The sequence below is a fragment of the Pseudogracilibacillus sp. ICA-222130 genome (assembly GCF_037892545.1).
Lineage (GTDB): Bacteria > Bacillota > Bacilli > Bacillales > Amphibacillaceae > Pseudogracilibacillus.
The window spans coordinates 1-14,750 of the sequence record NZ_JBBKBG010000045.1; the positions used below are offsets into that span (position 1 = coordinate 1).

Sequence of the window (14,750 nt, forward strand, 5' to 3'; positions counted from 1 at the left end):
ATTTTTCGAAAATATATGCAGTCTAATTTCCTCTATATGTAACTTTCGCCTTAATATAAATTCATCAACAAAGGTAGCTAGCAACAAAATAATTATCGTTAAAATAATAAAGGTAATCACACATATTTCTCCTTTATTTCTGCTTCCATATACTTATTCCCAGTATAACATAACATAACGCTCGCATAATCATTTTTAAAAAATATAAACAAGCTTTGCCTACCCATCTATAGACGAAGCTTGTTTGAATGTATAAGATTAACTTTTTATTAGTGAGTCGTTATCAAGTGAATCCTCAGATAAAGATGCTTTTTTGATGGAAATAATGGCACAACCTAGTGAAATTAACACTAAAACAGCCCCAACACTTGCTAGATTCATGACCGAACCAGTCGCTGTTACAACCGTTGCCCCAACACCTGAACCAATTGAAATACCGATTTGTAATGCTGATGTATTTAAACTTTGTTGAATATCGGAGGTTTCTGGTGCAATTTGTATAAGAAAACTTTGCAGAGGAGGCGTTAAAGCCCAACTTAAGCCACCCCATAAAATAATACAAAAAAGAAATAACGGGAAAAAGTCAGTTGTATATGGAATTAGAAATAGGATTACCGCAAAAGAAGACGTAACGAATAAAATTGCTTTACTTGATCCTATCCAATCACTTAACCATCCTCCGACTGTATTACCGAAAATGGATGCTACACCAATCATGACATAACAAATACTGATCCAGTACGAGTCCATCTCAAATGTCTCGATTAAAAATGGTGTCAAATATGCATAAAGCGTATAGTGACCTGCAAGCATAAATAGTGTAATAAGATGTGCAAAGTAAATTTTTGGTTTTCTTAATGATTTTAATTGTGTTTTTAATGGTATCACTTTTTCGACAGGCATTTTTTCAAGTAATGTATAAATAAGAATCATCGATAAAGAAGATAAAATGGCTATACCAAAAAATACGGCACGCCAACCAAACCAATCAGTTATAAAAATTCCAATAGGCACACCGATTACTAAGGAAGAACTAATCCCTGCAAAAATGATACTTAATGCTTTTGCACGGTGTTTTGGTTCAACTATTTTCGATGTAATAGTTAGCGACAAAACAATAATTAATGCTGTACTCATTGCTGTAATGACTCTTGCAATCATTACGAGTAAAAATGTCGTACTAAAATATGTAGCAATATTCCCTAGAGTAAAGATGAATAATGCGATAAGATAAAGACGTTTTCTCTCTATTTTTGCTGTAATAGATAAAAGAACAGGTGCAGAGATGGCATAGACTAAGGCAAATACGGTAATGAGTTGACCGGCCTTTGCTAATGATATGTGTAAGTCATCTGCAATACTTGGTAATATTCCACCAACAACTAACTCTACTAAGCCTACTGCAAATGCGGCTGCAGCTAATATAAATACTCTCCAGTTCATACACAACTACCTTTCTGTACATAATTTCTTTCATTTTGTACAGGCGATAATTGGCAAATAAAAAATCCTGATTACAAAAATGAAAGACAGATTTTTGTAATCAGGATGTATCGGCTCCTGGTAGAAACTCTCAAACCATATTATTGAGATTATACATTTCATATTCTTCAAATATATTAACATATGTCTTATTTACTGACAACACTTTTCTTATAATGTTATCACAGCACAGTTTTGCTGTGGCATTTTTCATTGAAAAGTTACTCTATAACGTTGCATTTCTAGAAAATAATGGTGCAATATTAAGAAAACCTTAAGAAATACATTCACTATTTCATAAGATTTAATCGTTATAATGTAACTAACCTTCAAAACAAAGGAAGGGGATGATTCACTCTGAATTGTTCAATTTATCGGCATAGATTGTGATACAATTTGGAGGTGAAAATAGATAAACAATGTGGTGAAGGGATGAATAAAGTGAATATTTTAGTATGTGATGATGATAAGGAAATTGCGGATGCAATTGAAATTTATTTGAAAAATGAAGGGTATAACGTATATAAAGCAACAAATGGACTTGAGGCGATTGCATTATTGGATGAACATGATATGCAGTTAATCATTATGGACATTATGATGCCAGAAATGGATGGGATCGAAGCGACGATGAAAATTAGGGAAGAACATCAAATTCCACTAATTATGTTGTCAGCGAAATCAGAGGATCACGACAAAATATTCGGTTTAAATATTGGTGCAGACGATTATATGACAAAACCTTTTAATCCGCTGGAATTAATTGCTCGAGTGAAATCAAAATTACGACGTTATACATCACTTGGTAGTATTGAAATGAAACAACATCATTACCAAACAGGTGGTCTAATTTTAGATGATGAACAAAAAGTTGTGACAGTTGATGGAGACCAAGTCCATTTAACACCTGTACAATTTAATATATTGAGATTTCTTATAATGAATGCCGGTAGAGTATATTCTATTGAAGAAATTTATGAAAAAATATGGAAAGAACCATCATTTCATCCGGAAAATACAGTAGCAGTACATATTCGTAAAATAAGGGAAAAAATTGAAATAAATCCAAAAGAACCGAAATATTTAAAGGTGGTGTGGGGAATTGGCTACAAGGTCGAAAAAATTTAGTCATTCCATTTTTATAAAAACAATTATATTTCTAATCATGTTAGCTTCTGTCGCAGGAGCAATTTATTCGGTAAAGCAAATTTTTAATGTAACGAATGGAAATGTAGAAGTAATTTTTGAAGATGAGTTTTTAAACGGTAGTGGTTTTCAATTAGAAAACGATCATATCATAGATGAATTAGCGCAACTAATTAATGAATACAAAAGTAAAGAAAATATATTAGAAGGTAATACAATTGATAAAGAGGAGTTGTCCTATCGAGTTGAAGAGGCACAGTGGGATAGTGATGAAGAAAATATAGACGATGCAATTTTAAAAGAGCGAATAAAAAAGGAAATGATTGCTGAGGATTTAGAGAATTATCAAATGATTTTAAAAAACCTTAAAAATCAAGAGGAACCGTTATATTACATAACAGATGGAAAGCATACATTTACAAATACAAAACAGACAAAAAAAGAGCAATTTGAAAAATACCCAGTTCATTATATTAGTATGGACGATGAATGGAAAATGCATCCACCTGAATTTGGAAATAATTATTCCTTTTACGCATACAGAGATGTTTCACAAACAATAAGTGAAGAAAATGTTACTTTTTTAGTCGGTTATACGGATAGTTATATTGATAATGCAGCAACGGAATGGGACACACAAAAGTCCAAAGCGATGAAACATATGTATTATCTGCTTAGCTTTGTTATCGTATTTATTTTATCTTTTTTATATTTAATGGTGACAACAGGAAGAAAGTCTTTTCAAGATGACACCGTCCATATGAATCCAATGGATAAATTGTATGTCGATTTAAATATCGCCTTTATTTTAATCGCTTCAATTGCTTGGGTTGTGGCTTATCGTGAATTTACGTATCGAATGGGAATAATTAATGGATTTGTATACTTTATTACATTGCCATATGTAGCGGTAGTTGTTGTGTTACTGTTATCTTTAATTAGACATATGAAGCATAAAACATTTTTCAAACATACAGTATTATATATCGTACTTCGTTGGCTTTTTACATTTATGAAAGATATGTATGATAGTGGTTCGACTGGGATGAAAATCGCACTCGTCGTTATCATTTATCCAATTATAACGGCAGCAACATTATTCTTTTTCCCGATTACAATTGGTGTGGCGGTTTGGCTTTCCCATAAAAAAGTAAAAGATTTTCAAAAAATTCAAGATGGAGCAAAAATAATGCGTGAAGGTAACTTGCAACATCGTATTGATATTGATGGCAAAGGGGAATTTGCTACGCTTGCAGCAAATATTAATGGGATTAATGAAGGGTTCAAACAAGCGGTTCATAATGAATTGAAAAATGAACGAATGAAAACAGAGTTAATTACGAACGTATCACACGATATTCGTACACCGCTTACTTCTTTAATTACGTATACAGATTTATTGAAAAAGGAAACAGACCCACAAAAAATGCAAGAGTATATTGAGATATTAGACCAAAAGTCAAAACGTCTAAAAGTATTAACAGATGATTTATTTGCTGCAGCTAAAGCTTCAAGTGGTGATATTCCTGTTGAAATACAGGAAATTGATGTTGTCGCTTTAATAAATCAAGGAATAGGGGAAGTGAGCGAACAAATTTCAGCAAAGGATCTTGTTTTCAAATTTACTTATCCAGAGGAGAAAATGTTTGTTAAAGCAGATGGGAAACTTTTATGGCGCTCGATAGAAAATATTTTATCGAATATATTTAATTATGCATTAGAAGGATCAAGAGTGTATATCGATATGAACTATAAGGACGAAGGTGTTTTAATTAGTTTTAAAAACATGTCCAAGTATGAGTTAAATATTACGGAAGAAGAATTAATGGAACGTTTTAAACGTGGTGATGATTCACGCTCTAGTCAAGGTAGTGGATTAGGGTTGTCGATTACAAAGAGTCTTATTGAAAACCAACATGGAAAATTTGAAATTAATATTGATGGGGATTTATTTAAGTCGATTATTTACTTGCCGGTAGTGAAAGAAACCATTTAAGGATGATTGATAGTAATACTTATTTTGCGTTTCGCATAATTTGATATGAGAGTAGTAATTGAATTGCCCTCCAATTGTTAGTATGGCGCCTAACAATCGGGGGCTTTTGTTTATTGCTCTTTCATAAAATAGACCACTGAATTATTTTGTGTCATTATATACCCAAATGAATCTGATGATTTTTCCGCTATATTTTGTTCTTCAGCTGTGATTGTAACTTCAATATTTTGATATACTTTATTTTCATATTCATTTTGTTCCTCAATTGTTACAGTTCTTACGATATCACCATTATCGTTCAATGTTCGGTCTTTAGCAAATGCTGTTGTATGTACAAATAATATGGTCATCATTGCAATAGCGCTAAGAAATAAGAGTGATTTTTTCACTTAATATTTACCTCCTTCTTCGTTAATTTTTCTAATTATTAAAATTATACTATAAAGGCATATAAAGTACGTATGTAAAAGCACAATAAGCCTAACAAGGGTATGAACAAAGAGTTAGAAAATTTTTGCTATCTTTTTGTATCATTCTTTAAAATGTCAATCTATAATATATACGTTATCCAATACAATGTCATTGAAGGACTGTTATATAGATGTAACACTTTATTTTTCCTGCATACTTAACAATAACATCCTATACAGAACGTAAATACCGATATAAGCACCTGTTATTAGAAAAAAGGGATTTAAAAATATGGCATGAATGGTTGTCATGAAAACGGAATTTTCTTTAATTACTTTATAAATGGACAGGGAAGCAATATTTCCAAATACAAGGATAGCGATTATCGCAAGTATGTTATAAACTAGGTTAAATTTTGTTGAGATTTTTTGGGAATATAACATGAGCAGAGGAAGCAAAATACTTCCAAGAATAAAAAATATAATCATTACATCACCTACCTATTTCTTTCAGCTAGTTTGTCCAATTGTATATGTATTATACTTATATGCAATTTTAAAAAGTGATACATAATTTTATTAAGCGATGGAACAATAAAAATACTAAAAAAAAGATAGGTGAGATAATGGAACAGAAGTATAGTAAGGGTGATATTGTTTACGTACTCATTCGTAATCCACATGTTCAAGATGTTGCAAATGTTCAGCAAGCAGCAATTGTACAACATCCGGAACAGCCAAATAAATTAGCGCTTTTTTCACATGAAAATTATTATCCACTTTCAAATGATTTTGCCATATTTTCAACAGAAGCGGCTGCAGAACTCGCTTATGAGGAAGCATTTGTTATGGATGATGGTGAAAAAGATGGTTAAACCATTTACGCCACAATTAATTTATGTGGAACCAAGAGCATTAGAATATCCGAATGGAAAGCGATTCGTCTCGAAGTTTGAGGATATGGGGGTAGAGATACGACAGACCACTTCACATAATCAAATTCGTAATTTACCAGGGGATAATCATTTTCAAAAATATCGTGTTGCGAAATCTACATTCGTTATTGGCGTAAGAAAAACTTTGCATTTTGATACGTCGAAGCCTTCCGCTGAATATGCTATCCCACTTGCAACTGGTTGTATGGGGCATTGCCATTACTGTTACTTACAAACGACAATGGGAAGTAAACCTTATATTCGGACATATGTAAATGTGGATGAGATTTTTGATTCTGCACAAAAATATATGGATGAACGTGCACCTGAAATCACTAGATTCGAAGCATCCTGCACGTCTGATATTGTCGGGGTCGACCATTTAACACACCATTTAAAACAAGCAATTGAGTTCTTTGGTCAATCGAAATATGGGAAGCTTCGATTTGTAACAAAATTTGCACACGTCGATCATTTACTTGATGCGAATCATCAAGGGAAAACACGTTTTCGTTTTAGTATAAATGATGATTATATTATAAAGTATTTTGAACCAGGAACTTCTAGATTGCACGAACGGATTGAAGCTGCTGTTAAAGTTGCTGAAGCTGATTATCCTTTAGGTTTTATTATTGCACCGATTTATCTTCATGATGGGTGGCAAAAAGGATACTTGGAAATGTTTGAAAAGTTAGATGCATCTTTACCTTCATTTGCTAGAAAAGATTTAACATTTGAAATGATACAACACCGTTTTACAAAACCCGCTAAAAGAGTAATTCAAGAAAATTATCCCATGACGAAACTGGAATTAGATGAGTCAAAACGAAAAGTAAAATGGGGACGTTATGGCATATACAAGTATGTTTACCAGGATGAACAGCAAGAAGCAATCAAAGATACGTTAGGTAGCTATGTAAAACGATTTTTCCCAGATGCAAAAATTGAATATTTTACTTAATAATAATTTTTGTGATGGAGGGCTAAGCGAATATATCCGCAAGTTCCCGTCAAAATCGCAGTGCACTTGCGTAATTAAACGATATATCCGCAAGTTCTCGTCCAAATCGCAGTCCACTTGCGTAATTAAGTGATATATCCGCAAGTTTTCGTCCAAATCGCAGTGCACTTGCGGAATTAAGCAATATATCCGCAAGTTCTCGCTAAAATTGCTGTTCACTTGCGGTATTAAACGATATATCCGCAAGTTCTCGTCCAAATCGCAGTCCACTTGCGTAATTAAACGATATATCCGCAAGTTCTTGTCAAAATTCGCTTCCACTTGCGTAATTAAGCGATATATCCGCAAGTTCCCGTCCAAATCGCAGTTCACTTGCGTAATTAAGTGGTATATCCGCAAGTTCTCTTCCAAATCGCTGTTCACTTGCGGAATTAAACGATATATCCGCAAGTTCTCTTCCAAATCGCTATGCACTTGCGTAATTAAGCGATATATCCGCAAGTTCTCTTCCAAATCGCTATGCACTTGCGTAATTAAGCGATATATCCGCAAGTTCCCGTCCAAATCGCAGTCCACTTGCGTAATTAAGCGATATATCCGCAAGTTCTCGCTGAAATTGCTGTCCACTTGCGGAATTCCGTGATATATTCGCAAGTTCCCGTTAAAACCATCACCCACTTGCGGAATTATGACAGGGAGACCACAATTACACCTCTAAAGTACATCTCTACTAAATAAAAATTTCCTTACCACATTATACCCGATTCAAATGGTTGTCTTTAAAATTAGTCATATATTTTAGACCGTATCCAACCGTTCGATCCATTCCAATATGTGCAATCCAAATAAGGCTTACCATGGTGAAGATTTGATAATGCAAAAAATAGCCAACTAACAATAAAACAATTGGTGTTGTATACGTATGAAAAAGATTGTACAAAATGGCTCCTATGTTATTATTCCATACATAACCAATTGCTGATATATCTGGTGCGAGTAAAAGGATCGCAAATAGTAATCCACTAAAACCCAAATAGAAATATACATAGGTACTTACGATAAAGAAAACTAACCCTTCTACGTGTAAAAGTAATTTGTTCAAGCGAGAACACACCTTCCGACGATCAGTTATTTATATCAATTTATGTTAATTTTATCATATTTATGATAAGAGAGAAGAAATATAAAACAGTACCTTGCAATGAATAGTACTGTATGATAAAATGATTTATAACAGTATGAATTATAAGTTGGTACTATACATTGTATAGTAGTGGAGGAGAAAACAATGAATGTTCAATTTAAAAAAGGTGTATTGAACTTATGCGTGCTTGTATTACTGGATAAACAGGATCGCTATGGTTACGAGTTGGTACAAAAAATATCGGATCAAATTTCGATTTCAGAAGGATCTGTTTATCCACTTCTGCGTCGTTTGACAAAGGAAGGATATTTTACAACGTATTTAAAAGAATCTACAGAAGGTCCGCCACGAAAATATTATCAATTAACAGAGTTAGGTCGTTCGTATTTAGATGAGCAATTAGAAGAGTGGGAGAAATTTACTCGTGGTGTGAATGCATTGATAGAGGAGGGAAAACATGAATAAAGAACGGTTTATTAAAGAGTTACAGAGTGCCATAGCAAAACTTCCTAAAGAAGAACAAATGGAAATTTTACAAGACTATGAAGAATATTTTCAGATGGGACAATTGGATGGAAAAGATGAAGAAGAAATGACAGCATCTCTAGGTAATCCTAAATTAATTGGTAAAGAATTAGTAGCGACATATCAAATTGAAGAAGTTGAAAAGAACACATCTATTGGAAACTTTTTAAAAGCAACTTGGATGGTAATAGGATTAGGTTTTTTTAACTTAATTATCGTACTTGGACCTTTTCTCGTTATTGCCTCTCTACTTTTAGCTAGTTGGAGTGTTGGAGTAGGGTTTGCAGCTGCTCCAATTGTCATGTTAGTGAATGTGGCTATATATCCAGAAATATTTCAACTGTTTGATTTGTTTAATTCCTTCGTACTTTGTGGGTTAGGCCTATTCATCATCATCGCATCTTATGGTATGACGAAAGTATGTATGAGAGGTTTTATTCGTTATTTAAAATATAATACGAAACTTGTAAAAGGTGGGCTTGAGCATGCTTAATATGAAACGCTTATCTGTTTTGGCGGCAGTTATTTTTACGATAGGATTGATTGGAAGTGTTGCGACATATAAATCCGTTCCAAAAGCAGATACTGTAACAGAAGAATTAGGAAGTACGGATTTTACGAATATGGAAGTAAACGCCGACGATGGGGAAATTATTATATCTTCCACAAATGAAACAAAACCTAAAGTAGAGGTCACAGGTTATAATATTGAAGAGAACTTCTCCATAAATATAAAAAATGGAACCCTACATGTGAATTATCATGATAAATCAAAGAAGTTTTTTAGTTTTGGATTTAATACACGGGATGTTAAAATCCATTTATTCATCCCAGAAAATGAGTATGATGTCGTGAAGGCAGATGCTAATAATGGAAAAGTTACTACGAATGGTTTACATGCAAGGGAATTGACATTACATGCAGATAATGGAGAATTAGATGTGAAAGAAAGTGATGCAAAAAATATGGAAGTAACTTCCAATAATGGCCAAATTAAAGTAGATGGGGTAACGGGCGAAACAGTTAAACTTCGAGCGGATAATGGTAAAATCATTTTCAGTCATGCAGACATCGAATCTTCGGAAATATCGACTTCAAATGGGAAAATTGATTTAACGGAAATTGCTGGTACCATTTCCGCAAAAGCGAATAACGGTAAAATTCATTTTACGACAACAACATTAACATCACCATTAGACTTCATTACAGATAATGGGAAAATCCATATTGAAACAAGGGAAAAACCGACAAATGCGGAAATTCACGCACAAGTTGACAATGGAAGTATTACTTTATTTGGTGAAAAAACTTCGCATAGCACATATGGAAAAGGAGAAAATAATATTAATTTACGTGCAAATAATGGAAAAATAATCGTAGAGAATTAAAAAAGCACAGCTGTAAATGTTGTACATGAAAAAAGTATGTTGACTAAAACAGTTTATATATAGTAAACTATGCATCATATAAACATGAAAGGGTGATCCAATTACATGAACAACTAATCCTATTTTCAAGAAAAAATTCAATAAGCATAGGAATAAGTATGTCCATTTTACTTATTTCATTTCGCTTACAGGATGTATTTTTCGGAATAGGATTAGATCGTTATATGTCGTTGGCCTTTAGAGAGGGAACTCTTTAAAGGAATACACCTATACGTTTTTTTAGCCTCCTATTCTGAATGAATATGGGGGTTTTTATTTTCCCCTAAATACGATATCGGGAGGAAAATATATGCTTTTACTGGAAGGAACATCTCTAAAACATTTTGTTCATGAACATTTAACACTTCAAATAAATAAGATACAAGTGCACGATAATCAGCGAATCGGTTTAGTTGGAAGAAATGGATGTGGAAAGACCACATTATTACATCTAATTGCAGGAGAATCCTTAGCAGATGAAGGAACGATTGAATCGTCTACTTTTGTCAAATTAGTTCCACAACTAAAACGAACCGATACAACAAAAAGCGGAGGAGAAATAACACAGGAATATTTACAAGATGCTTTTAATAGTCAAGCAGGATTGTTGTTGTTAGATGAACCGACCACAAACTTAGACCAGTCTCATATGGAATGGTTAGAAAAGGAATTGCAATCGTTTCAAGGTGGACTAATCGTTGTGTCACACGACAGAGTATTTCTGGATCAATTATGTACGGAAATATGGGAGCCGGATGATGGACGTATCACAATCTATACAGGAAATTATAGTGATTATGCGAAACAAAAAGAGTTGGAAAGAAATGAACAGCAATTAGCATATGAAAAATATGAAAGAGAAAAATAGCAATTGGAAGAAGCAATTAGAAAAAAAGAGGAAAGAGCAGAGCGTGCAACGAAAAAGCCGAAACATTTAGGTGCGTCTGATACGAGACAAAAAGGGGCAAAACCATATTATGCAAACAAACAGAAGAAATTAAGGAAAACTGCTTCCGCTTTTGAAACGAGATTAGAGAAATTGGATAAAGTTAAGAAACCAAAAGAATTACCAAACATAAAAATGGATATGTTACAGGAGGAGCCGCTTCATCATCACATTGTTCTTCGTGCCGAACAAATGAAAGCCGACGTAGGAAATCGACAGCTATGGAAACCGGTTGACTTTTATTTGTATAATGGAGAAAAACTTGCCGTTATTGGGGAAAATGGCGTCGGAAAAACAACATTATTAAAGAAAATATTACATGATGATAAAGAAGTAAAACTCTCACCAGCAATCAAAATCGGTTATTTCGCACAAAATTTAACGATTTTAGATGGTGAAAAAACAATATTAGAAAATGTCCAATCATCTTCAGCGCAAAATGAGACATTTATTCGTACAGTCCTTGCGCGAATGCATTTTTTCAATAACGATGTTCATAAAAAAGTGAAGATGTTAAGTGGTGGAGAGAAAGTAAAAGTTTCATTATCGAAAATTATTTTAAGTGAAGCGAATATGTTAATACTAGATGAACCGACAAACTATTTAGATATCGCATCCTTAGAAGCGTTAGAAACTCTATTGACAGATTATGTGGGCACAGTCATCTTTGTTACACATGATCGGATGTTTGTCCGTCATGTCGCAACAAAAATATTAGAAATAAAAAATGAACATATACGTATTTTTGATGGAACGTATGAAGCGTACGAGAAACAACAGATTGCTTCACAAGAGAAGGGAAACGAAGACGAATTATTGTTATTAGAAACTAAAATTGCAGATGTTATAAGTCGGTTAAGTATAGACCCTTCCGAAGCATTAGAACAAGCATTTAAAAATTTACTCGAAGAAAAAAGACGCATGAATAAAAATTAGCAAGGAAATTTAGAAATGGCTTTGCATCATAAAAAATATGAAAGCATAAATCGAAGTTACAATGTGTAGCTTCGTTTTTTTTTTCGTCCTAAATGTTAGACAACAAATCAATCATGTTACACAAAAAAATTGGGATGAGAGACATATAAAGCACAAAAATAAGGATGAAACTGCCATACTATCATTACTACGAATTAAAGGAAAGGGGCTGTGTGCAATGATTACGCTAAAAAATATTTATAAATCATACAATGGAAAAGTAGTTCTGGATGACATAAATATAACGATACGAAAAGGAAGTTGCTTCGGATTGGTCGGTCCGAATGGGGCTGGGAAATCGACGCTCGTAAAAATAATTACTTCGATTATTCGAAGTGACAAAGGCGTCCTTTATATAAATGGAGCTGAAAGAGGAAAAAAAGATTTATACAATATTGGTTATGTTCCACAACATATTTGTTTAGAAGAAAAGCTCACAGCAATACAGAACTTACGTTATTTTGGGAAATTATACGGGCTACACGGAAAGGAATTACATGCACAAATTGAAAAGGTATTAGAACAGATCGGTTTAACAGCATATGGAAAAGAGAAAGTGAATACTTTCTCAGGAGGAATGAAGCGACGTTTAAATATAGGTTGTGCATTCATGCATAAACCGACACTTATTATAATGGATGAACCAACGGTTGGAATTGATGCACAATCAAGAAATTATATATTCGAGATGATAGAAAAATTAAAACAGCAAGAAACGACCATTATTTATGTAAGCCACTATATGGAAGAGGTAGAACAACTTTGTGATGAAATTGCTTTGATGGATCATGGGAAAGTGATCGAAACAGGTACTATATCCATGTTTTTAAATAAGTATAGCCAGCCGGCCGTTTTTGTGAACAGAAAACCTAATCATGTCATCGATTTACCTACTGTTACAAATGTTCATCCTAAAAAGAATGGATATGTGTACAAGACGGCAACTCCATTACAGGTGATGCAAGAAATAATTGAGGATAGCATGAAAAATGAGTGTAAAGTAGAACAGTTAGAAATAATGCGACCGAAGTTAGAAGAAGTATTTTTTCACTTAACAGGGAGTCAACTTCGTGAATAGGTATGCTAAACTATAGAAAGTAGGGATGAAAATGAAAGCAATCATGCAGACGGAAGGGATCAAGCATTTACAAGACCGTGGAATGATCTTTTGGGCGATTATTTTACCTATTTTATTTACAGTATTATTCATTAGTTTATTTACATCTAGTATAGAGGAATCCATGAAAGAGGAAGTCATTATCTCGATTGTCCCAGGCTATGTTGTTATGTTTATCTTTTTTATCATGATATCGATGGTAACAACTTTTATAAAGGATAAAGAAGGTGGGATGGTTGCTAGAATAGCTAGTACGCCTGTTTCATCCATCGCTTTCTTACTTGGAAAATGGCTGCCATTTATCTTCATCGTGTTCATTCAAATAGCGGTCTTATTTACATTTGGTAAAATCGTTTACCATATTCCACTAGGAAATCCTTTATATATTGTAATTATTTCTCTGTTTGTTACATTTGCCGTAACAGGTTTAGGGTTAGCTTTAGCCTTATTCGTTCGATCAGAGAATATGGGAATTGCATGTACACAGATCATTGCGCTAGGTGGGGCGTTGTTAGGTGGGTTATGGATGCCAATTGATACGATGCCAAGCTTTATCCAAACTTTTGCAAAAGTAACGCCACAATATTGGGCACACCAAGCATATCAAGGAGCAATGACTGATACATTATCTGGTGGCGATTTCGTATTATCTTTATGTATTTTATTCCTTTATGGCTGTATCGGTTGTCTATTTGCTTATATACGCTATCCGCGTTTTTTAAACGAAGCTAAACATTAATCGTTTAGGGGAGGGGAAACATGAAAATTCATATTGATCTTGACGATAAGTATGAGGAAACTTCCATTACAATACAGGCGAAGGAATGGTCCAAAGAGTTAGATGACTTAATTTCCATGATTAAACAACAGAAACCACAACGGTTATTCGGTGTGAAAGAGGACCAAACAATATTATTAGAACCTACTAATATTGATTATGTTTTTGTAGAAAATCGAAAAACATATGCAGTTGTTCAAAAGGAACAAATAGAAGTAAGAATGAAATTATATGAAGTAGAAGAGTTGTTGGTGTCCCGACATTTCATGCGATTTTCCAAATCAGTTATAGGGAATTTACATCAAATTGCCCGGTTTGAATTATCTTTCAATGGGAATCTATGTGTCTATTTTCATTCGGGTAATAAGGAATATATTACGAGGAAATATGTAAACAGTATAAAGGAAAAGTTGATGATAGGAGGGCTTACAGATGGCAAGTGAGATCATGAAACGTGGCATATATGGGCTTGCTTATGGAGGGGTTGTAACCTTTATCGCTTTAACGGTATTAATGGTTGCGAATATTAACCCTTCCATCCAAACGATATGGTTATATACAAGCATGGGATTCGTTTTAAGTTTATATTTTGCTTTTGCATCTTTTATATTTGATGTAGAAAAATGGAGCCCACTAAAAAAGACCATCATCCATTATAGCCTGTCGGTTATCGTTTATTTTATAATCGCTTTTTCAGTCGGTTGGGTTCCAATTCGTATTGTCCCAATATTCATTTCTATTATCATGTTCACCGTAGTGTATCTCGTCTTTTGGTATAGCTATCGCATATATTATAAACGAGTGGAAGCTTCTATGAATGAGTCTTTAATGAAAAATAAATAATTGTGAAGGAACACATTTATTGTCTATTAAAAAGATTTCAGCAATTTTGCTGGAATCTTTTTGTC

14 protein-coding genes, 1 pseudogene and 1 riboswitch are annotated in these 14,750 nt (G+C 33.5%); of the genes and pseudogenes, 12 read left to right on the forward strand and 3 right to left on the reverse strand.

Annotated features, from left to right (window positions below; all coding sequences use genetic code 11):
• Nucleotides 1-258 precede the first annotated feature (258 nt).
• Nucleotides 259-1,443: an MFS transporter gene (locus WKT09_RS12720; RefSeq protein WP_340416387.1), complete on the reverse strand. Its 1,185-nt coding sequence runs from the start codon at nucleotides 1,441-1,443 to the stop codon at nucleotides 259-261.
• A gap of 77 nt (nucleotides 1,444-1,520) precedes the next feature.
• Nucleotides 1,521-1,620, reverse strand: a riboswitch (purine riboswitch).
• A gap of 294 nt (nucleotides 1,621-1,914) precedes the next feature.
• On the opposite strand from WKT09_RS12720, the gene WKT09_RS12725 reads away from it, so the two are divergent.
• Nucleotides 1,915-2,610 carry a response regulator transcription factor gene (locus WKT09_RS12725; RefSeq protein ID WP_340416388.1) on the forward strand — a complete coding sequence of 232 codons (696 nt, stop codon included), beginning with the start codon at nucleotides 1,915-1,917 and terminating at the stop codon, nucleotides 2,608-2,610.
• Nucleotides 2,585-4,624, forward strand: a complete 2,040-nt coding sequence (locus tag WKT09_RS12730) for a HAMP domain-containing sensor histidine kinase (RefSeq protein ID WP_340416389.1) — start codon at nucleotides 2,585-2,587, stop codon at nucleotides 4,622-4,624. The genes WKT09_RS12725 and WKT09_RS12730 overlap by 26 nt, the downstream gene beginning before the upstream one ends.
• Nucleotides 4,625-4,734: 110 nt before the next feature.
• Here WKT09_RS12730 and WKT09_RS12735 read toward each other — a convergent pair whose 3' ends face one another.
• Nucleotides 4,735-5,013: a hypothetical protein gene (locus WKT09_RS12735; RefSeq protein WP_340416390.1), complete on the reverse strand. Its 279-nt coding sequence runs from the start codon at nucleotides 5,011-5,013 to the stop codon at nucleotides 4,735-4,737.
• A 647-nt stretch (nucleotides 5,014-5,660) separates the two neighbouring features.
• Here WKT09_RS12735 and WKT09_RS12740 point away from each other — a divergent pair.
• Together WKT09_RS12740 and splB are read left to right on the forward strand one after the other, a co-directional pair.
• A complete protein-coding gene (locus WKT09_RS12740; RefSeq protein ID WP_336268453.1) occupies nucleotides 5,661-5,909 on the forward strand; it encodes a transcriptional regulator SplA domain-containing protein in 249 nt (82 codons plus the stop codon).
• Nucleotides 5,902-6,930 (forward strand): spore photoproduct lyase, encoded by a 1,029-nt coding sequence (gene splB, locus WKT09_RS12745; RefSeq protein ID WP_340416391.1) that lies wholly within the window; start codon nucleotides 5,902-5,904, stop codon nucleotides 6,928-6,930. The genes WKT09_RS12740 and splB overlap by 8 nt, the downstream gene beginning before the upstream one ends.
• A gap of 754 nt (nucleotides 6,931-7,684) precedes the next feature.
• Here splB and WKT09_RS12750 read toward each other — a convergent pair.
• Nucleotides 7,685-8,032, reverse strand: coding sequence for a DUF4260 domain-containing protein (locus WKT09_RS12750; protein ID WP_340416392.1), 348 nt, complete (start codon nucleotides 8,030-8,032; stop codon nucleotides 7,685-7,687).
• A 186-nt stretch (nucleotides 8,033-8,218) separates the two neighbouring features.
• Between WKT09_RS12750 and WKT09_RS12755 the strand changes: the two genes are divergently transcribed.
• The 8 genes and pseudogenes from WKT09_RS12755 to WKT09_RS12790 all read left to right on the forward strand — a co-directional run bounded on the left by WKT09_RS12755 (nucleotide 8,219) and on the right by WKT09_RS12790 (nucleotide 14,685).
• Nucleotides 8,219-8,539, forward strand: coding sequence for a PadR family transcriptional regulator (locus tag WKT09_RS12755; RefSeq protein WP_340416393.1), 321 nt, complete (start codon nucleotides 8,219-8,221; stop codon nucleotides 8,537-8,539).
• Nucleotides 8,532-9,092 (forward strand): HAAS signaling domain-containing protein, encoded by a 561-nt coding sequence (locus WKT09_RS12760; RefSeq protein WP_340416394.1) that lies wholly within the window; start codon nucleotides 8,532-8,534, stop codon nucleotides 9,090-9,092. The genes WKT09_RS12755 and WKT09_RS12760 overlap by 8 nt, the downstream gene beginning before the upstream one ends.
• Nucleotides 9,085-9,987 (forward strand): DUF4097 family beta strand repeat-containing protein, encoded by a 903-nt coding sequence (locus WKT09_RS12765; RefSeq protein WP_340416395.1) that lies wholly within the window; start codon nucleotides 9,085-9,087, stop codon nucleotides 9,985-9,987. Before WKT09_RS12760 ends, WKT09_RS12765 begins: the two co-directional genes overlap by 8 nt.
• A 349-nt stretch (nucleotides 9,988-10,336) precedes the next feature.
• Nucleotides 10,337-11,908 (forward strand): annotated as a pseudogene (locus WKT09_RS12770) (Vga family ABC-F type ribosomal protection protein).
• A 217-nt stretch (nucleotides 11,909-12,125) separates the two neighbouring features.
• Nucleotides 12,126-13,025, forward strand: coding sequence for an ABC transporter ATP-binding protein (locus tag WKT09_RS12775; RefSeq protein ID WP_340416396.1), 900 nt, complete (start codon nucleotides 12,126-12,128; stop codon nucleotides 13,023-13,025).
• Between the two features lie 31 nt (nucleotides 13,026-13,056).
• Complete coding sequence (locus tag WKT09_RS12780; protein ID WP_340416397.1) at nucleotides 13,057-13,803, forward strand: ABC transporter permease; 747 nt, start codon at nucleotides 13,057-13,059, stop codon at nucleotides 13,801-13,803.
• Between the two features lie 20 nt (nucleotides 13,804-13,823).
• The gene (locus WKT09_RS12785; protein ID WP_340416398.1) at nucleotides 13,824-14,285 is read left to right on the forward strand and encodes a LytTR family DNA-binding domain-containing protein; all 462 of its coding nucleotides are present in this window, start codon (nucleotides 13,824-13,826) and stop codon (nucleotides 14,283-14,285) included.
• Complete coding sequence (locus WKT09_RS12790; RefSeq protein WP_340416399.1) at nucleotides 14,275-14,685, forward strand: DUF3021 domain-containing protein; 411 nt, start codon at nucleotides 14,275-14,277, stop codon at nucleotides 14,683-14,685. The genes WKT09_RS12785 and WKT09_RS12790 overlap by 11 nt, the downstream gene beginning before the upstream one ends.
• Nucleotides 14,686-14,750: the final 65 nt, after the last annotated feature.

Coding starts and splice junctions, on each gene's coding strand:
- WKT09_RS12790 (WP_340416399.1), top strand. CDS start 14,275: ATGGCAAGTGAGATCATGAAACGTGGCATATATGGGCTTGCTTATGGA.
- WKT09_RS12725 (WP_340416388.1), top strand. CDS start 1,915: ATGAATAAAGTGAATATTTTAGTATGTGATGATGATAAGGAAATTGCG.
- WKT09_RS12765 (WP_340416395.1), top strand. CDS start 9,085: ATGCTTAATATGAAACGCTTATCTGTTTTGGCGGCAGTTATTTTTACG.
- WKT09_RS12785 (WP_340416398.1), top strand. CDS start 13,824: ATGAAAATTCATATTGATCTTGACGATAAGTATGAGGAAACTTCCATT.
- WKT09_RS12755 (WP_340416393.1), top strand. CDS start 8,219: ATGAATGTTCAATTTAAAAAAGGTGTATTGAACTTATGCGTGCTTGTA.
- splB (WP_340416391.1), top strand. CDS start 5,902: ATGGTTAAACCATTTACGCCACAATTAATTTATGTGGAACCAAGAGCA.
- WKT09_RS12720 (WP_340416387.1), bottom strand. CDS start 1,443: ATGAACTGGAGAGTATTTATATTAGCTGCAGCCGCATTTGCAGTAGGC.
- WKT09_RS12740 (WP_336268453.1), top strand. CDS start 5,661: ATGGAACAGAAGTATAGTAAGGGTGATATTGTTTACGTACTCATTCGT.
- WKT09_RS12775 (WP_340416396.1), top strand. CDS start 12,126: ATGATTACGCTAAAAAATATTTATAAATCATACAATGGAAAAGTAGTT.
- WKT09_RS12780 (WP_340416397.1), top strand. CDS start 13,057: ATGAAAGCAATCATGCAGACGGAAGGGATCAAGCATTTACAAGACCGT.
- WKT09_RS12760 (WP_340416394.1), top strand. CDS start 8,532: ATGAATAAAGAACGGTTTATTAAAGAGTTACAGAGTGCCATAGCAAAA.